Annotated in this window: 17 protein-coding genes; 8 read left to right on the top strand and 9 right to left on the bottom strand. The window is 76.5% G+C overall.

Annotated features, from left to right (window positions below; genetic code table 11):
* The first annotated feature begins 57 nt into the window (after positions 1 to 57).
* Positions 58 to 1329 (top strand): MFS transporter, encoded by a 1272-nt coding sequence (locus tag AB0D08_RS23345; protein WP_051811838.1) that lies wholly within the window; start codon positions 58 to 60, stop codon positions 1327 to 1329.
* A 21-nt stretch (positions 1330 to 1350) separates the two neighbouring features.
* Here the strand turns inward: AB0D08_RS23345 and AB0D08_RS23340 are convergent, their stop codons facing one another.
* Together AB0D08_RS23340 and AB0D08_RS23335 are read right to left on the bottom strand one after the other, a co-directional pair.
* Positions 1351 to 2382: a hypothetical protein gene (locus AB0D08_RS23340; RefSeq protein WP_359891254.1), complete on the bottom strand. Its 1032-nt coding sequence runs from the start codon at positions 2380 to 2382 to the stop codon at positions 1351 to 1353.
* A 40-nt stretch (positions 2383 to 2422) separates the two neighbouring features.
* Complete coding sequence (locus tag AB0D08_RS23335; RefSeq protein WP_051811837.1) at positions 2423 to 3214, bottom strand: ATP-grasp domain-containing protein; 792 nt, start codon at positions 3212 to 3214, stop codon at positions 2423 to 2425.
* Positions 3215 to 3344: 130 nt separating this feature from the next.
* Here AB0D08_RS23335 and AB0D08_RS23330 point away from each other — a divergent pair, with 130 nt between their 5' ends.
* Positions 3345 to 4109: an enoyl-CoA hydratase family protein gene (locus tag AB0D08_RS23330; protein WP_051811836.1), complete on the top strand. Its 765-nt coding sequence runs from the start codon at positions 3345 to 3347 to the stop codon at positions 4107 to 4109.
* A gap of 40 nt (positions 4110 to 4149) precedes the next feature.
* Here the strand turns inward: AB0D08_RS23330 and AB0D08_RS23325 are convergent, their stop codons facing one another.
* Positions 4150 to 4914, bottom strand: a complete 765-nt coding sequence (locus tag AB0D08_RS23325; protein ID WP_359891252.1) for a maleylpyruvate isomerase family mycothiol-dependent enzyme — start codon at positions 4912 to 4914, stop codon at positions 4150 to 4152.
* An 81-nt stretch (positions 4915 to 4995) separates the two neighbouring features.
* Between AB0D08_RS23325 and AB0D08_RS23320 the strand changes: the two genes are divergently transcribed.
* On the top strand, positions 4996 to 5757 hold the full coding sequence (locus AB0D08_RS23320; protein ID WP_033818411.1) for an acyltransferase: 762 nt from the start codon (positions 4996 to 4998) through the stop codon (positions 5755 to 5757).
* A 39-nt stretch (positions 5758 to 5796) separates the two neighbouring features.
* Here the strand turns inward: AB0D08_RS23320 and AB0D08_RS23315 are convergent, their stop codons facing one another.
* The 5 genes from AB0D08_RS23315 to AB0D08_RS23295 form a co-directional block, all read right to left on the bottom strand.
* Entirely contained in the window at positions 5797 to 6255 is a 459-nt protein-coding gene (locus tag AB0D08_RS23315) for a group II truncated hemoglobin (RefSeq protein ID WP_033818410.1), read from the bottom strand.
* 55 nt (positions 6256 to 6310) lie between these two features.
* The gene (locus AB0D08_RS23310) at positions 6311 to 7213 is read right to left on the bottom strand and encodes an NAD-dependent epimerase/dehydratase family protein (RefSeq protein ID WP_033818409.1); all 903 of its coding nucleotides are present in this window, start codon (positions 7211 to 7213) and stop codon (positions 6311 to 6313) included.
* 119 nt (positions 7214 to 7332) lie between these two features.
* Positions 7333 to 7935 (bottom strand): HutD family protein, encoded by a 603-nt coding sequence (locus AB0D08_RS23305; RefSeq protein WP_033818408.1) that lies wholly within the window; start codon positions 7933 to 7935, stop codon positions 7333 to 7335.
* Between the two features lie 136 nt (positions 7936 to 8071).
* Positions 8072 to 8278 (bottom strand): cold-shock protein, encoded by a 207-nt coding sequence (locus AB0D08_RS23300; protein WP_033818407.1) that lies wholly within the window; start codon positions 8276 to 8278, stop codon positions 8072 to 8074.
* A gap of 116 nt (positions 8279 to 8394) precedes the next feature.
* Entirely contained in the window at positions 8395 to 9681 is a 1287-nt protein-coding gene (locus tag AB0D08_RS23295) for an MFS transporter (RefSeq protein WP_359891276.1), read from the bottom strand.
* Between the two features lie 68 nt (positions 9682 to 9749).
* Here AB0D08_RS23295 and AB0D08_RS23290 point away from each other — a divergent pair, with 68 nt between their 5' ends.
* Positions 9750 to 11003, top strand: a complete 1254-nt coding sequence (locus AB0D08_RS23290) for an ROK family protein (RefSeq protein ID WP_051811834.1) — start codon at positions 9750 to 9752, stop codon at positions 11001 to 11003.
* A gap of 61 nt (positions 11004 to 11064) precedes the next feature.
* Here the strand turns inward: AB0D08_RS23290 and AB0D08_RS23285 are convergent, their stop codons facing one another.
* Positions 11065 to 12888 (bottom strand): alkyl sulfatase dimerization domain-containing protein, encoded by a 1824-nt coding sequence (locus tag AB0D08_RS23285; protein WP_359891248.1) that lies wholly within the window; start codon positions 12886 to 12888, stop codon positions 11065 to 11067.
* A 165-nt stretch (positions 12889 to 13053) separates the two neighbouring features.
* Between AB0D08_RS23285 and AB0D08_RS23280 the strand changes: the two genes are divergently transcribed.
* From AB0D08_RS23280 to AB0D08_RS23265, 4 genes are all read left to right on the top strand, one after another.
* Complete coding sequence (locus tag AB0D08_RS23280) at positions 13054 to 13941, top strand: PhzF family phenazine biosynthesis isomerase (RefSeq protein ID WP_033818404.1); 888 nt, start codon at positions 13054 to 13056, stop codon at positions 13939 to 13941.
* A gap of 99 nt (positions 13942 to 14040) precedes the next feature.
* On the top strand, positions 14041 to 14895 hold the full coding sequence (locus tag AB0D08_RS23275) for a hypothetical protein (RefSeq protein ID WP_033818403.1): 855 nt from the start codon (positions 14041 to 14043) through the stop codon (positions 14893 to 14895).
* Between the two features lie 97 nt (positions 14896 to 14992).
* Positions 14993 to 16204: a sensor histidine kinase gene (locus tag AB0D08_RS23270; RefSeq protein ID WP_359891246.1), complete on the top strand. Its 1212-nt coding sequence runs from the start codon at positions 14993 to 14995 to the stop codon at positions 16202 to 16204.
* Entirely contained in the window at positions 16201 to 16863 is a 663-nt protein-coding gene (locus AB0D08_RS23265) for a response regulator transcription factor (RefSeq protein ID WP_033818402.1), read from the top strand. The genes AB0D08_RS23270 and AB0D08_RS23265 overlap by 4 nt, the downstream gene beginning before the upstream one ends.

Raw genomic sequence — 16863 nt, 5'->3', positions numbered from 1 at the left:
TTTCAGGCCGGGGCTAAATCATTACCCCGGCTGCCCGCCCCGCGGTCTGATCATGCCATGCACACCAGTACCACCGGCCCGGCCGGCCTCCTCGCCCTGCCCGCCCGCCTGCTGCACCCCGAACCGGTGGTCCGCCGGCTCAGCGTGATCGTCTTCGTCAACACCCTCGGCAGCGGCCTGTCGATGACGCTCGGGGTGCTGTGGTTCACCCGGATGCTCGGTTTCGGCGCCGCGCAGGTCGGCCTCGGCCTCACCGCGGCCGGACTCTGCGGCGTCCTCGCGGGTGTGCCCGCCGGCCGGGCCTCGGACCGCTGGGGCGCCAGACCGGTACTGATCGTGCTGGTCTGCGTCCAGGCGCTCGGCACCGCCGGCTACACGCTGATCCACGGCTACGCCCTGTTCGTCCCGCTGGCCTGCGTGGTCGCCGCAGCCGACCGCGGTGCCACCGCCGTGCGCGCCGCCCTCTACGCCGACGTGCTGCCGCCCGACGACCGGGTCGCCTGCCGGGCCTACCTGCGCTCGGTCACCAACGTCGGGATCGCCCTCGGGGCCTGCCTGGCCGCGCTCGTCCTGGAGGCCGACACCCGCAGCGCGTACCTCGCCGCGCTGATCACCGACGCGGCCTCGTTCGCCGTGGTCGCCGTGCTGTTCGCGGTCCTGGTCCCGGACCGTCCCCGGGCCGCCGCGGACGGCCGCCCGGCCGGGCGCACCGGCGGCCCCAACCCGGCCCTGCGCAACCTGCCCTACCTCGCCGTCACGGCCCTCAACGGCGTCCTCACCCTGCAGTTCGCGATGCTGGAGGTCGGGGTGCCGCTGTGGGTCGTCCAGCAGACCGAGGCGCCGCGGGCGATGGTCGCGGGCTCGATGCTGGTCAACACCGTGCTGGTGATCGCCCTCCAGGTACGGGCCACCCGCAGCGTCGACCGGCCCTCGGCGGCCGCCCGCGCGTTCCGGCGCGGCGGCCTGCTGGTGGCCTGCTCCTGCGTGGTGCTGGCGCTCGCCCACGGGCTCCCCGCGGCCGTCGCCGCCCTGCTGGTGGTGGCGGGGGTCGCGCTCCAGGCCCTGGGCGAGGTGCTCGGCCAGGCCGGCACCTGGTCGCTCGGCTACGACCTCGCGGCCGACGGCGCCCACGGCGCCCACCAGGGCGTGTTCAACACCGGCCAGGCCGCCGCGATGATGCTCGGACCGGCCCTGGTCACCTGGCTGCTGATCGGCCACGGCCTGCTCGGCTGGCTGCTCCTGGGCACCCTGTTCGCGGCCGGCGCCCTCGCCATGGGCCCGACCGTCCGCTGGGCCGAACGCCGCCCGGCCCCGGTCGTCGCGGCCTGAAGCCCGCGGGCAGCCCGGCGCTCAGGCGCGGACCCACCGGTGCAGCGCGCCGCCATCCTCGTCCAGGGTCAGCCAGCTGCCGTCGCCGAGCGCCCGCGGGTGGCCGCGGACCGGCCGCGGGTAGGCGATCGGGCCGAGCGGGCGGAGCGTCAGCGCGTCCAGCAGCCAGTGCTCGCCGTCCTCCCGGGACCGCCTGCCCGCGGCCGTCAGTACGGTGTACGGGTCCAGGAACCCGGCGAGCAGGTCCCACGGCTCACCGAGGGCGCCGCGGGCCATCACCGTTGCCCCGTCGGGGAAGCGGTGCAGCAGCAGGTCGCCGCTGCCGTGCGGAGCGGTCAGGAAGGCCAGGCCGGACGGGTGGACGTCGGACACCACCCGGAAGCCGTCCCCGAGGGGATGCGCCGTCAGCCCCGTGCCGTCCCAGTGGCCGAGGTACAGCGGTGAGCCGTCCTGGCCCTGGCCGATGCCGAGCAGCATCCGCCCGCCGTCCGGGTGGGGGATCTGGTACGAGCCGGCGGTGCAGCCCTCGATCCGGGCCCGGCCGAGCGGGCGGCCGTCGGCCAGGCCGAGCACCACCCACTCCTCGTGGCTGTCCACGGCCGGATCGCCGTGGTCGATGTCCGGCAGTACGTGCGCCCAGACCGTCTGCCCGTCCACCCCGACCCGGCAGGAGCCGTTGTCACGTCCGGGGCAGGGCGCCGGGCCCTCGTGGCGGTGGCGGCCCTCACCCCAGCACCCGTGCCGGTACTCCCACCGGAGCCGCCCGGCACGGTCGACCGCCCGGACGGAGCGCTGCCCGCACAGCACCAGCAACCCGCCGTCGGGGGACACCGCGTGGACGCCGCCGGACCAGCCCGGCCACGGATTCGGCACGGTGCTCTCCGGTGCGGTGTCACCCGCGAACACGCGGTCCAGGTCGTACACCGCGAGCAGGTCGCCGTCGCGCAGCACCGCCCGGCGCGGGCCGGGGCCCAGGGTGAGCGCATGACCGCCGGTCACCGCCCGGGCGTCGGGCAGCACGGCGGTGGCCAGCAGACGGGCGCCGATCGGCACGGGTGATCCTCCGGGAGGGACAGCACGGCGGCGGCAGCGGTCAGCGGACGACCGCGGGCAGGGGGCGCAGGTGGGGGCGGTCGGCCGGGGGGACGTCGGTGGCCGGGCCGGCGGCGCGCAGGACCACGTCCAGGACGGCGTCCGGGTCGCAGCCGTAGCCGCCGGAGGCCCAGGCCGAGTTGGCCTCCACCACCGCCCAGCGGCCGGAGTCGAGCCGGCCGACGTCGACCGCCACCGCGCTCGGCAGGCCGCCGCAGGCCAGGACCTCGGCGGTGAACGCCAGCACCTCGGCCCGGTCGGGGTCGTCCTCGAGCGGGACGACGTCGAGCCGCCCGCCGGACTGGTAGCGGCTGCCGGTACGGACCTCGCCGTCCAGCACGAACAGCCGGTACTCCCGCTCGAACGACACCACCTCGCTGACCAGCACCGGCAGGTCCTCCGGCAGGGTGCCGGGCGCGGGCAGGCCGGCGCCGCCCTCGTACACCCGGGCCGCGAACAGCTTGTCGCCGGGCGGCTTGACGAACGCCGGCCCCGCCGACCGCCGCGCCCCGGCCAGCGTGCCGAGCGTGACCCGGCGCCCGGTCAGCCCGTACGGCAGCGACGGGAGCCAGCCGGCCGGGTCCTCCAGTGCGCCGATGCCGAGCTCCGCGCCCACCGCGTCCGCGAACAGCGGTCCGCCGTACAGGTGCGCCGGGCGCAGGCCGCGCAGTTCCTCGGGCACCGCCCAGCGGGTGGCGGTGTGGGCGCGCAGGCCGCGGCGGCGGGCGGCGGTGAGCAGTTGCAGGCCGGTCTCGTTGACCCGGGGTGCGAGGAGCAGGAGTCGGTCGGTCACCCGGTCGATCCTGCCGGTTCCGACCCGCCGCCGACCAGCGGTTTTCCGGGGCTCCCTGGCCCGGGGCGAGCGGCTCGTGCGAGAGTGCCCAGCGTCCGACCCACCCTCAGCCGGAAAGCAGGCAGCCGCGATGACCCGCGAGGTCCCCTTCGTCCGCATCACCACCGCCGATGCCGTCACCACCCTGGAGCTGGACTCCCCGCACAACCGCAACGCGCTCTCCACCCGGCTGATGGCCGAGCTGGCGAAGGGCCTCGCGGACGCAGCCGCCGACCCGGCCGTCCGGGCCGTGGTGCTCGGCCACACCGGCAAGGTGTTCTGCGCGGGCGCCGACCTGTCGGAGGCCACCGGCGCCGACCCGACGGTGGGCCCGCGCGGGCTGGTGGACCTCCAGCGCGCCATCGTCGACTGCCCGAAGCCGGTGATCGCCGTGGTGGACGGGCACGTCCGGGCCGGCGGCCTCGGCCTGCTGGGCGCCGCCGACCTGGTGATCGCCGGGCCCGCGTCGACCTTCGCCTTCACCGAGGTGCGCCTGGGCCTGGCGCCCGCCGTGATCTCGCTGCCGCTGCGCCCGCTGCTCGAGCCGCGGGCCGCCTCCCGGTACTACCTGACCGGCGAGACCTTCCAGGCCGCGGAGGCCGCCCGGATCGGTCTGGTCACCGAGGCCGCCGAGGACCCGCAGACGGTGCTCAAGACGGTCCTGGACGCGATCCGGCTCGGCTCGCCGCAGGGCCTCGCCGAGTCGAAGCGCCTGGTGACCGCGGACAAGGTGGCCTCGTTCGAGCGGGACGGCGAGGAGCGGGTGGCGCAGTCCGCGCGGCTGTTCGGCTCCGAGGAGGCGCAGCAGGGCATGCGGGCGTTCCTGGAGCGCCGACCGGCGCCGTGGGCGCAGTGACCCGTCGGGGCGCCGGGCGGTCCGCCGCCCGGAGCGGCGGTCAGCCCCAGCGGATCGGGGAGCCCTCGCGCCACAGGTCGAGCAGCGAGGCGTCCCCGGCCACCTCGGCCCGGTCGGCCGGCAGCCGGTTCCAGAGCAGCAGGTAGAGGTCGTGGGCGCGGCCGGTCACGGTGCAGTCGGCCGGGCCGGCCCCCGCGCCCTCGGTGACCGTGACCGGGTCCCGGCCGATCGTCACCAGCCAGGACACCGGCCGGTCGGTGGCCCGCACCAGCAGGGTGCGGGTCCGCTCGCTGCGCAGCCGGCCGCGGGGGCGGACCAGGAACCCGGTGAGCAGCTCGGCGAGGCCGTCGGCGGCGAACGCCGGGTCGGTGGCGGTCGGCTCGGCGGGCCCGGCCGCGGACTCGGCGTCCACCCGGTGCACGGCCGTCTCGTGGGCCTGCCGCCGGGCCCAGAACGCCAGCGGCGACTTCGCCGGCAGGAAGCTCCAGCAGTCCAGGCCGGCCGGGGCCCGGTCGAGCTCGGCGACCAGGGCGGCGTGTCCGTCCCGGAACCAGCCGAGCAGCCCGGCGTCGGCCGGGTCCGGTCCCCGGGCGGCCCGGGTCGCGGCCTCGTCCGGCGGCTGCCGTAGGCGGTCGCGGACGATCGCGGTGGCCCAGCGGTGCACCTGGCCGGTGTGCAGCAGCAGGTCGCGCAGCCGCCACTCGGGGCAGGTCGGCACCGGGGCGTCCAGGTCGGTGCGGCCGGCGGCGTCGGCCAGCAGGGCGCCTTCGCGGCGCAGCGCGTCGAGGTGCTCGGAGATCTCCACCGGCGCAGTCTGCCATCCGGCGGATGTGATGTTGATCCCTCGCCAGGCCGACGCCGGGCCGCCGGCCGATACGGTAGCGGCATGCCGATCACCCGTACGCTCCTGACCGCTGCCCGCTCCCGAGGCCGCCGCGCCGCCGGGCGGTTGGTGCACCGCGGGTGGCGCTGGGTGCAGGAGGCCGGGGCGGTCTCCAACCGCAACCCGGGCCCGTACCGGTTCGGGGAGCTCGGTGACGGCAGCAAGCTGGCGTTCCCGCTCGGCACGGTCTTCAACGAGCAGTCGATCGCGATCGGGCCGTTCTGCATCATCGGTGAGCGGGTCACCATCTCGGCCGGGTTCCTGCCCGGGCTGGACCTCGGGCCGGAGCCGATCGTGCGGATCGGCGGCGGCTGCGTGATAGGCCGCGGCAGCCACCTGGTCGGCCACCAGTCGATCGTCCTCGGCGACAACGTGTGGACCGGCCCGGGCGTGTACATCACCGACCAGGCGCACGAGTACCGGGACACCGAGCTGCCGATCGGCAAGCAGTGGCCGCGCAACGAGCCGGTGGAGATTGGCGCCGGCTCCTGGATCGGCACCGGCGCGGTGATCCTGCCGGGCGCCCGGATCGGCCGCAACGTGGTGGTCGCGGCCAACGCGGTGGTGATGGGGGAGATCCCCGACCACAGCGTGGTGGCGGGCGCCCCGGCGAAGGTGGTCCGCTCCTGGACGCCCGCCGAGGGCTGGCAGCCGCCGATCCGCCACGACGCGCCCCGCCCGCTCCCGGAGGGCGTCACCGCCGAGCAGCTGCGCGCCCTGGTCGGCTGGGACCTGCACATCCCGGAGGCCGAGCCCGGCCACTAGGCCGAGCCCGGCCACCAGGCCGGACCCGGCCCCGGGGCACTACTTCTCGAGGCCGTCCCAGCCCCAGCGCGGGGTGGGCCCGGGGTCGCCGAGGTCCTGCCCGACCGGTTCGGCGGAGACCTCGCGGGCGATCCGGGTGCCCCAGTCGAAGTACTCCAGGACACGCCGGCGCAGCAGGCCGTCGTCGGGGAGCTCCTGCTCCACGGCGGCCGCCATCAGCTCCATCCAGCGGACCCGCTGCTCCTCGGTGATGGCGAGGCCGAGGTGGGCGCGCAGCAGCGCCTGGTGGCCGCCGAGGTCGGCGGTGAACCGGTCGGGCCCGCCGAAGACCTCGGCGAGCCAGACGGCGACGTGTTCGATGTGGGTGGGGGTGAAGTCGGCGAAGACCGGTGCGAGCAGCAGGTCGGCCAGCACCAGGTCGTAGAAGGTGTTGCTGAGCCGCCGCAGCGCGGCGGTCCCGCCGACGGCGTCGTACAGGTTTCCGGTGGGCTCGGGCATGGGTCCTCCTGGGGTCACGGCCACCGGCATCCCCGACCTGATGGCCCGTCACCGGTCAGGGTACGGAACGCCAGGCGTCGGCGATGAGCCGGTCCAGGTCCGAGCGGTCCGGGTGCCAGCCGAGTTCACGCCGGATCAGGGCGGTGTCGGAGACCAGCCGTGGCGCCTCGGGCTGGGCCGGGCGGTGGACCACCGGCACCGGGCGGCCGGTGATCCGCTCCACCGCGGCGATGATGTCCAGCATGGCGGCGGGCGTCGAGCCGACGTTGTAGGTGCGGCCCGCGGCGGCGGGCGTGGTGAGGGCCAGCAGGTAGGCCCGGGCCACGTCGTCGACGTGGACGAAGTCGCGGACCACGGTGCCGTCGCCGTTGAGCTCCAGGTGGGGGTGGTGGCCGGCGGCGACGGCGAGCGCCTTGGGGATGATCCGGGCCTCGTCGACGTCACCGGTGCCGGCCGCGTTGAAGCAGCGCAGCACCACGGGACGGACGGCGCCCTCGGCGGCGCGGGCGTGCAGCAGCTGTTCGGCGGCGAGCTTGGAGGCGCCGTACGGGTTGCCGGGCGCCGGCGGGGTCGACTCGGTGATCGGCTGCCGCTCGGGCGCGCCGTACACGGCCGCGGTCGAGCCGAAGACCAGCGGGACCGGGTCGGGGCGGCCGGCCAGCGCGTCCAGCAGGGCGGCCATCCCGCCGTGGTTGACCTCCCAGTGCGCCTCGGGGCGGACCACCGACTCGCGGCTGCGGGTCAGCGCCGCGAGGTGGCAGACGCCGTCGACCCCGGCGACGGCGGGTGCCAGGGCCGCGCGGTCGCGGATGTCGCCCCGCAGGCTGCGGGTGACGGGCAGCCCGGGCGGTGCCTGGGCCCGCCGCCCGAAGGCCCACACCTCGTGCCCGGCCGCGGCGAGCTGCCGCACCACGGCCGTGCCGACGAACCCGTACGCCCCGGTGACCAGGACCCGCACCGCTACCGCCCCTCCTGCGGCCGGCGCGGCGCACACCGCCGTCCGGCCCGATCTCGTCCCCGGGCCGGGCCACCCCGGCCGGCCCGCCGCACCCCCGCCGCCCGGCGGGAGCGGGTGTCTCAGCCCGTGGCGGGCGGTGTCAGGGTGACCAGCGCGGCCGTGCCCGCGACCCGCAGCAGGGCGGTGGCGCCGCCCGGCAGCAGTGCCGCGTCGAAGCGGCCGAGCCGCACGCCGTCCGGCTCCGGGCGGTCCGGGCCCGAGCCGTCCGGGTCCAGCCGGGCTTCGCCGGCCAGGCAGACCAGCAGCAGGTCGGCGCCGGCCGGGACCCGCAGGGCGCGTCCCTCGGCGGTGACCTCGACCTGGGCGGTGGCGTGGCCGCGGCGGGTCATCACGTTGAAGTCGACGACCGGGCCGCCGAGCAGCCGGCAGTCGGTGGCGGCGTCGCCGGGGAAGGCGAACGGCTCGAACGGTGCGGCGAGCCGGTGTTCGGCGCCGTCGACGGTCAGGGCCATGCCGTCGCCCTCGACCACGGTGATCACCCGATCGACGCCGTCGAAGCGGGAGAACGGGCCGCCCTGCGCGACGTCGGCGAGGCTCACCCGCCAGGCGAAGTCGGCCAGCGCGGCGCCGGCCGGGAAGCCGGCCACCTCCCGGGTGACGCCGCCGCCGTTCAGCCAGGGGCTGGCCGCCCGGTCGTGTGCCCGCAGTACCTGGATCGCCATCTGCCCCGTCCGTCCCGTCCGTGCTCCTCGGCCGCATCCTGCCACGTCGGCGGGCCCACCCGGGAACGGCCCGGGAACGGCGGCGTCCCGCCCCGCGCGGTTCGCGGGACGGGACGGCGCCGAGGGGCGGGTGGGGTCAGTCGATGGTGACGACCTGCTCGGCCTGCGGCCCCTTCGGGCCCTGGGTGACGTCGTACTCCACCCGGTTGCCCTCCTCGAGCGACTTGAAGCCGCTGGTCTGGATGGCCGAGAAGTGGACGAACACGTCCGGGCCGCCGTCGTCCTGCTGGATGAAACCGAAGCCCTTGTCGGCGTTGAACCACTTCACCGTGCCAGTAGCCATGGGTACGCGCATCTCCTTCGCTGCCACCGCGTGCGCTTCGCACACGGGCCCGTCGCAGCCACCTGCTGCCGGGACCGGGCGAAATCCATCCTCCCCGGGCCGGGGCGTTCCGCCCGTCAGGCTGCCGGTGTGTCGCGGAGCGTGTCACCGGCGCCACCGGGGGTGCCCGGGCGGGCCGCGCCGCGCCGTCCGCCGCCGACGGCCAGGGCCAGCAACCCGGCCAGTACGGCGGCCGCCGCGACCGTGGTCAGCGCGGTCGGCAGGCTGCTGGCGTCGGCCAGGAAACCGATCACCGGCGGGCCGATCAGCATGCCCGCGTACCCCAGGGTGGAGGCGGTCGCCACCCCGCGCGGGCCGCCCGCCGCGCCGGCCTGGGCGATGGCCAGCGGGAACAGGTTGGCCAGTCCGAGGCCGACCAGGACGAACCCGGCGAGCGCCGCCGGGACGGACGGCACCAGCGCGGCGAGCAGCATGCCGGCGCCCGCCGTCAGCCCGCCCGCCAGCATCAGCCGGCGCTGCCCGAGCCGGACCGACAGCCAGGTGCCGCTCACCCGCCCCGCCGTCATCGCCAGCGCGTACGTGGCGTACCCGGCGGCCGCCAGCCCCGCGCTCGCGTGCACGTCGTCGGTCAGGTGCAGGGTCGCCCAGTCGGCGAGCGCGCCCTCGCCGTACGCGGTGCACAGGGCGGTCAGGCCGAGCAGCAGCACCAGCAGCCGGGCGTGCGGCAGTCCGCGCCGCCCGGTGGCGGTGGGCGCGGCGGTGGACCGGCCGGCCGGCGGGGTGTGCGGCGCGGCGGCCGGGGTGCGCAGCAGGACGGCGCCGGCGGCGGCGGTCACCGCGAGGCCGAGCAGGCCGCCGAGGGCGAGCGCCCAGGCGGTGGTGAGGACGCCGGCCAGCAGGCCGCCGACGGCCGCGCCGAGCAGGCCGCCGAGGCTGTACCCGGCGTGAAAGCTGGGCATGACGGGCCGTCGCAGTTGGGCGACCAGGTCGACGGCGGCGCTGTTCATCGCGACGTTGGCGGCGCCGTAGCCCGCGCCGAACAGCAGCAGGACGGCGCCGAGCGAGGCGACCGAGTGGGTGTGCGCGGGCAGCGGGACGGCCAGCGCGAGCAGGGTGAGCGAGGCGACGGTGACGGGCCTGCTGCCGTACCGCACGCAGAGCCGGCCGACCAGCGGCATGGTGGCCACCGCGCCGGCCGACACGCACAGCAGGGCCAGGCCGAGCGCGCTGTGCGAGGCTGCGACCTGGGCCCTGACGTCCGGGATCCGGACCACCCAGGCGGCGAACAGGAAGCCGTCGACGGCGAAGAAGGCGGTGAGCGCGAGCCGGGCGGCGGACCAGGCCGGCGGCTGCGCCGGGGTGCGGTCGGCGGCCGCGTCGGGGGTGTCGCCGGTGGGGCCGATCGGGTGATCGAGGGGGGAGGACGGGACGGAGGTTTTGTTTATTGGCGGCACAAAGTCAGAATAGGGGAGTGCAGCACTCACCGACAAGCCCGACCTCCGCCCACGAGGCCCGCCGCCGCCCCGCCCCGGACCGCGGCCGCACCCTGCTCGGCCCCGCGCTGCGGCTGGTCCACACCGGACAGGCCCCCACCCGCTCCGCCCTGACCGGCGGCCTGGAGGTGACCCGCGCCACCGCCGGCGCCGTCACCGCCGAACTCGAGGCGCTCGGCCTGATCACCGTCGACTCCCGGCCGGCGGGCGGCGGCCGCGGCCGCCCCTCGCACCGGCTCGCCGTCGACCCGAACGGACCCGTGGTGGTCGCGGCCCAGCTCCACGCGGACGGGGTGAGCGTCTCGCTCGCCGGGCTGGCCGGCCGCCTGGTCGACCCCGTCCACCTCCCGCTCCCGGCCGCCACCGACCCGGTACGGCTGCTGCGCGCCGTCGCCGAGACCGGCGCCAGGCTCGCCGCCGACTCCAGCCGCCGCTGCCTGGGCGTCGCGCTGGCCCTGCCCAACCCCGTCACCGAACCGGACGGCACCGCGCTGGCCGCCCTGCACTTCGCCTGGCCCAGCGGCACCCCGGTCGCCGACCTGTTCGCCGCCGAGGTGGCCCGGGCCGACTTCGGCCCGCGTGCCCTGCCGGACCTGCCCAGCGCCGTCGCCAACGACGCCAACCTCGCCGCCCTCGCCGAGCACCGCCACGGCGCCGGCCGCGACTCCCGCCACCTGCTGCTGGTCACCTCCGGCCACCGCGGCGTCGGCGGCGCCCTGGTCATCGACGGCCGCCTGCACACCGGCAGCGCCGGACTCGCCCTGGAGGTCGGCCACCTGACCGTCGACCCGCAGGGCCGCCCCTGCGCCTGCGGCAACCGCGGCTGCCTCAACTCCGAGACCGACCCCGAGGCGCTGCTCGCCGCCGCCGGCCGCACCCCCGACCCGGCCCGGCCGGTCCTCGCCCAGGCCCGGGACCTGGCCCGGGCCGCGGCCCAGAACCCGGCCGCCCGGTCCGCGGTCGAGCACGTCGTCGACCGCCTCGGCCTCGGCCTCGCGGGCCTGGTGAACATCCTCAACCCCGACCGGATCGTGCTCAGCGGACTCCACCTCGACCTGCTCGCGGGCGCCCCCGACCGGCTCGCCACCGTGGTCGCCGACCGCTGTCTGTGGGGCCGCAGCGGCCGGGTCCCGATCGTCCCCGCGCAGGTCCACCACGCGGGCCTGGTCGGCGCCGCCGAACTCGCCTGGGAGCCCTACCTGGACGACCCGCAGGCCACCGCCGCCCGCTGACCCCGCCCGGGCCGCCGACCCCGACCGGGCCGGGGGACCCGGCCGCCCCCGGCCGCGCCCGTCACGGCGTGACGACGGCGAACAGCCGGTCGGGCTCGGTGGTCACCGAGAGCAGCCGCCGGAACAGGTCCGGGTCCCCCTCGGCCCCGACGCCCTCCGGGCTCCCGCCGCCGAGCATCGCCAGCAGCTGCGCCTTGCCGAGCGTGAGGGTCAGCCCGGCCGGCGTCCTCGGCTCGGTGCCGAGCGGGCCGGCGCGGTGCGTCAGCACACCGTGGACCAGGGTCAGCCGGTGCCGGCGCCCCTCCTCGGCCATCACCAGGTCGACGGTGAGGTCCTCGTCCCAGGCGGCCGGCCCGTCGACCCGGATCGCGACCGAGTCGATCAGCTGCTCGGTGGTCAGCGCCATCGCCATCTCGGGGTTGGTGGCGTCGACCACCTGGCCGCCCGCCCCGGTGCGCAGCTCCAACGCCGCCGTCAGGTAGAAGTTGCGCCACGGGCCGTTCTCCGCGCCGCGCCCCAGCCGGTCGTACACCCCCGCCAGCTCCTCCCGGGCCGCCGGGTCGGCCGGGTCGGCGAACACCAGGTGGTCCAGGACGGTCGCGGCGAACCGCAGGTCGCCCGCCGCCACGTAGCCGCGGGCCTTCGCCAGCGCCTGCTCGCGCCCGCCCGCCAGCTCGACGTAGCGCCGGGCGAGTTCGGTCGGCGGATGCTCCCACAGCTTCGCCGGATTGCCCTCGAACCAGCCCAGGTAGCGGTGGTAGATCGCCTTGACGTTGTGGCTCACCGACCCGTAGTACCCGCGGGCGTGCCAGGCGTGCTCCAGCGCGGGCGGCAGCCGCAGCTCCTCGGCGATCTCGGCCGCCGTCAGACCGTCGTTCAGCAGCCGCAGCGTCTGGTCGTGCAGGTACGCGTACAGGTCGCGCTGGCCGGTCAGCAGCTCCACCACGTTGTCGTGGCCCCAGGTCGGCCAGTGGTGCGAGGCGAACCCCACGTCGTACGTCCCGTGGAACAGGTCGATCGCCTCGTCGATGTACCGCGACCACCTCCGCGCGTCGCGCACCACCGCGCCGCGCAGCGTCTGGATGTTGTGCATGGTGTGGGTGACGTTCTCCGCCAGGCACAGCGCCCGCAGGTCCGGGAAGAGGAAGTTCATCTCGGCCGGCGCCTCGGTGCCCGGGGTGAGCTGGAAGACGATCCGCACCCCGTCGACCGTCTCCTCCTGCCCGGTCGCGGTGACGTCCACGGTCGGCGGGACCAGCGTGATGGTGCCGGTCGACACCGCGCTGCCCAGACCCGAGCCGACCAGGCCGTCCGGGTCGCGGGGCAGCCGGTCGCCGTACATGTACACCGCGCGCCGGGACATCGCGTTGCCCGCGTACACGTTCTCGCTGACCGCGTGCTCCAGGAACCCGGCCGGGGCGATCACCGGCACCCCCTGCGCCTCGCCGCCGGGCAGCACCCCGCGGGCGCCGCCGAAGTGGTCCGCGTGCGAGTGGGTGTAGATCAGACCGGTCACCGGCCGCTCGCCCCGGTACTCCCGGTACAGCGCCAGCGCCGCCGCTGCCGTCTCGGCCGACACCAGCGGGTCGATCACGATCACCCCGCGGCCGCCCTCGACCAGCGTCATGTTCGACAGGTCCAGCCCCCGGACCTGGTACACGCCCTCGGTCACCCGGAACAGCCCCTGCCGCGCGCACAACTGCGCCTGCCGCCACAGACCCGGGTGCACCGTGCCGGGACACTCGGCCCGCAGGAACGCGAAGACGCCGTCGTCCCACACCACCCGCCCGTCGGCGGCCTTGACCACCCCCGGGGTGAGGGCGGCGACGAAGCCCCGGTCGGCGTTGGCGAAGTCGGTGGTGTCCTCGAAAGGCGGGAGGCTCATCGGGCAGCTCCGTTCCGCTCGGTACGCCGCTCCGGCGCCGCGGCCCGGCCGTCGGGCAGAGCCGTACCCGCCATCCCAGCACCTCGCCCGGGCCCCCGCATCTCGTGGCCCACCGGCCGCGGAGGCGGCGGGAATCGCGGCGCGGCAGGCGGTGTTCGCCCCGGCATGACCGACTCTCCCGCCGCCGACCTGCTCCGCTACGCCGCCTTCACCGCCGACCCCGACGGGGGCAACCCGGCCGGTGTGGTGCTCGACGACACCGGCCTCGACGACGCCACCCGGCTGGCCGTCGCCGCCGAACTCGGCTACTCCGAGACCGCCTTCCTCGCCCCCGCGGCCGCCGGCGGGCGCAGCTTCACCGTGCGCTACTTCAGCCCCAAGGCGGAGGTGCCGTTCTGCGGGCACGCCACGGTGGCCGCCGCGGTCGCCGTGGCGGAGCGCACCGGCGTCGGGGAGCTCCTGTTCGAGACCAAGGCCGGCCCCGTCCCGGTCCTGGTCGAGCAGGGCCCGCACGGCCTCCTGTCGGCGACCCTGACCAGCGTCGAACCGCAGGTCCACCAGGTCGCCGCCGCCGACCTCGCCGAGGCCCTCGCCGCGCTCGGCTGGCACGAGGACGAACTCGACCCGCTGCTGCCGCCGCGGATCGCCTACGCCGGCGCCCGGCACCTGGTGCTCGCGGCCGGCACCCGGGCCCGGCTGGCCGACCTGGCGTACGACTTCGAACGGCTGGCCGCGCTGATGACCCGGCTCGACCTGACCACCCTGCAACTCGTCCACCGGGAGTCCCGGCGGGTGTTCCACGTCCGCGACCCGTTCCCGGTCGGCGGCGTGGTCGAGGACCCGGCGACCGGCGCCGCGGCCGCCGCCTTCGGCGCGTACCTGCGCGAACTCGACGGCATCGACGACGGCGAGCTGACCCTCCACCAGGGTGCGGACCTCGGACGCCCCGGCGTCCTGCGGGTGGAGCTGCGCCCCGGCGACCCGCGGATCCGGGTCAGCGGCACCGCCGTGGCCATCACGGCCGACGACGGGCGGGGCCCGGACCGGGGCTGACAGACCGTAGGGCGGCGCGGAGGCGGCCGGACGGCGACGGCTATAGTGCGCGGGCACACCGTTCGTACCAGAGCTCGTACCAGAGATCGAGAAGGAACCTTGCGCATCCTCCACGCCGCGCCCGCCCTTGCCGTCTGCGCCCTGCTGACCGGCGCGCTCACCGCCTGCACCGGCGGCTCCGACGCCAAGGCCCCGGCCGCGTCCTCCGCCGCCGCGTCCAGTGCCTCCCCGTCGGCCACCGAGGCCGACCCGAAGGCGGCGCTGCTCGCCTCGGCGGCGGTGATGAAGCAGGCCGGCAGCGCCAAGCTGACCGTCACCGGCGGCCGGGCCGCGCTCGACAACGTCGGGCGCGGCGCCGGCGCGATGGTCTGGAACGGATCGCCGGCCCTCCAACTGGACGGCACCGACGGCCCGGACTCCGCGAAGTTCCGCTACGCCACCGACGTGATCTACCTCGACGTGCCCGCCGCCGACCGCGCCCACTTCGACAACAAGACCTTCATGAGCTTCGACCGCAAGGCCCTGGCCGCCAAGGTCCCCGGCAGCGACATCTTCGACTCGCTCCCGCCGATGATGATCACCCTCGACCCCACCCTGGTCCTGACCGTCGCCGCCAACAGCGGCCTGCCGTCCTCCCGGGGCCACGAGACGCTGAACGGCATCGAGTCGGTCCACTACCGCTCCACCGTCACCGCCGCCGCCCTGGCCGACGCCGCGCCGGGCCTGGACCCGGACACCAAGGCGAAGACCCTGGCCACCCTGGTCAAGGACGGCGACCAGGTCACCTTCGACTTCTGGGTCGACGCCAAGGGCGTGCTGATCCGGCAGAAGGAGAGCGACGCCACCAAGCCCAGCGGCGCCACCGTGGTCACCTACACCGACCTCGGCGCCGGGACGGTCGAGGTGCCGCCCGCGGCGGACGTCGCCGACGTCGCCGCGCTGCTCAACGGCTGAGCCGCCGTCCGTACGCCGTCCGTACTACGCAGGGAGTAGCCGCGCCCACCCCGCCGGGCTGACGACCGGCGGCCACCGGCGCGGCTAGCCTCGTCGCATGACCGATCCGACCCCGCCCTGGCAGCCCCCGTGGGTACGCGCCGCCAAGGCCGGCCGGCCGGTCGCGCTCGCGGTGCTGGCGGCCGTCGTCCAGGTGGCCGGCTCGGCCGCCGCCGGCCGGCACCAGCCCGACCGCGTCCCGCTCGACGCCCTCGGCTACCTGCTGCTCCTGCTCGGGCCCGCCCTGCTGGTCGAGCGGCGCAGGCGTCCGGCGGCGGTCGCCGTCGCCACCACCGCCGTCACCCTGGTCTACGTCGTCGCGGGCTACCCGTACGGACCGGTGTTCCTGAGCATGGTGGTGGCCTTCTGCGTCGGGGTGCAGCTCGGCCACCGCCGGGTGGTCTGGGCCTGCGCGGCCGTCTTCTACACCGCCCACCTGCTGATCGGGCACGGACTCCCGGCCGGTCTGCTGCGCGCACCCGCCGGCGCCCCCAACGGCTGGCAGGAACTGGGCGTCGCCGCCTGGCTGCTGCTGGTCCTCGCGGTCTCGGAGATCCTGCGCTTCCGGCGGGAGCGGATCGCCGTCGTCCGGGCCGCCGCCGAGCAGGCCGAACGCCGCCGGGTCGACGAGGAACGGCTGCGGATGGCCCGCGAGTTGCACGACATCCTGGCCCACAGCATCTCGCTGATCCACGTCCAGGCGGGCGTCGCGCTGGAACTCATGGACACCCGGCCGGAACAGGCGCACAGCGCCCTGGTCACCATCAAGGCCGCCAGCAAGGAGGCGCTCGGCGAGGTCCGGCAGGTGCTCGGCACCCTGCGCGGCCCGGCCGACTCCGCCCCGCGCGGTCCGGCCCCGGGGCTGGACCGGCTCGACGAACTGGCCGACCAGGCCCGGTCGGCCGGACTCGCCGTCGCGGTGCACACCACCGGCTCCGGACCCGAGATCCCGGCCGGCCTCGGCCTCGCCGCCTTCCGGATCGTCCAGGAGGCGCTCACCAACGTCCTGCGGCACTCCGCCGCCCGCACCGCCGAGGTCACCGTGGACCGCCTCCCCGACGCCCTGCGGGTCCGGATCGCGGACCCGGGCCCGGCCGGCGCCGCCGCGGGCCCCCGCTCCGGCGGGGCCGACGGCTCCGGAACGGGCCTGGTCGGGATGCGCGAGCGGGCGTCCGCCCTCGGCGGCACCCTCACCGCCGGGCCGACGCCCGCCGGCGGATTCCTGGTGGAGGCCCGGCTGCCGTACCCGGCCGAGGGCGGGCCGTCGTGATCCGGGTCCTGCTGGCGGACGACCAGCTGCTGGTGCGGGCCGGCTTCCGGGCACTGCTGGAGGCGCAGCCGGACCTGACGGTGGTCGGTGAGGCGGACGACGGCGACCAGGCCGTCCGGCTCACCGCCGAGCTGCGGCCGGACGTCGTCCTGATGGACATCCGGATGCCCCGGCTGGACGGCCTGGAGGCCACCCGGCGGATCGGCCTCGACCCGGCGCTGGCCGCCGTCCGGGTGGTCGTGCTGACCACCTTCGAGCTCGACGAGTACGTCTTCGAGGCGCTGCGGGCCGGGGCTGCCGGCTTCCTGGTCAAGGACACCGAGCCCGCCGACCTGCTGCGCGCGGTCCGGGTCGCCGCCGCGGGTGACGCGCTGCTCTCGCCGGGCGTCACCCGCCGCCTGATCGGCGAGTTCGCGGCCCGCTCCAAGGAACCGGCCGGGCCCGGGCTCGACGTCCTGACGGACCGTGAGCGCGAGGTGCTGGCGCTGGTCGGCCTCGGCCTGTCCAACGACGACATCGCCCGCCGCCTGGTGGTCAGCCCGCTCACCGCCAAGACCCACGTCAGCCGCGCGATGGTCAAGCTCGGCGCCCGGGACCGCGCCCAACTCGTGGTACTGGCCTACGAGTCGGGCCTGGTCCGGCCGGGCTGGCTGGGCTAG

The organism is Kitasatospora sp. NPDC048540 (genome assembly GCF_040651175.1).
In the GTDB taxonomy this organism is placed as follows: domain Bacteria; phylum Actinomycetota; class Actinomycetes; order Streptomycetales; family Streptomycetaceae; genus Kitasatospora.
This window is presented reverse-complemented; position numbering and strand designations above follow the sequence as displayed.

Coding starts and splice junctions, on each gene's coding strand:
- AB0D08_RS23345 (WP_051811838.1), top strand. CDS start 58: ATGCACACCAGTACCACCGGCCCGGCCGGCCTCCTCGCCCTGCCCGCC.
- AB0D08_RS23330 (WP_051811836.1), top strand. CDS start 3,345: ATGACCCGCGAGGTCCCCTTCGTCCGCATCACCACCGCCGATGCCGTC.
- AB0D08_RS23320 (WP_033818411.1), top strand. CDS start 4,996: ATGCCGATCACCCGTACGCTCCTGACCGCTGCCCGCTCCCGAGGCCGC.
- AB0D08_RS23315 (WP_033818410.1), bottom strand. CDS start 6,255: ATGCCCGAGCCCACCGGAAACCTGTACGACGCCGTCGGCGGGACCGCC.
- AB0D08_RS23305 (WP_033818408.1), bottom strand. CDS start 7,935: ATGGCGATCCAGGTACTGCGGGCACACGACCGGGCGGCCAGCCCCTGG.
- AB0D08_RS23300 (WP_033818407.1), bottom strand. CDS start 8,278: ATGGCTACTGGCACGGTGAAGTGGTTCAACGCCGACAAGGGCTTCGGT.
- AB0D08_RS23285 (WP_359891248.1), bottom strand. CDS start 12,888: ATGAGCCTCCCGCCTTTCGAGGACACCACCGACTTCGCCAACGCCGAC.
- AB0D08_RS23280 (WP_033818404.1), top strand. CDS start 13,054: ATGACCGACTCTCCCGCCGCCGACCTGCTCCGCTACGCCGCCTTCACC.
- AB0D08_RS23270 (WP_359891246.1), top strand. CDS start 14,993: ATGACCGATCCGACCCCGCCCTGGCAGCCCCCGTGGGTACGCGCCGCC.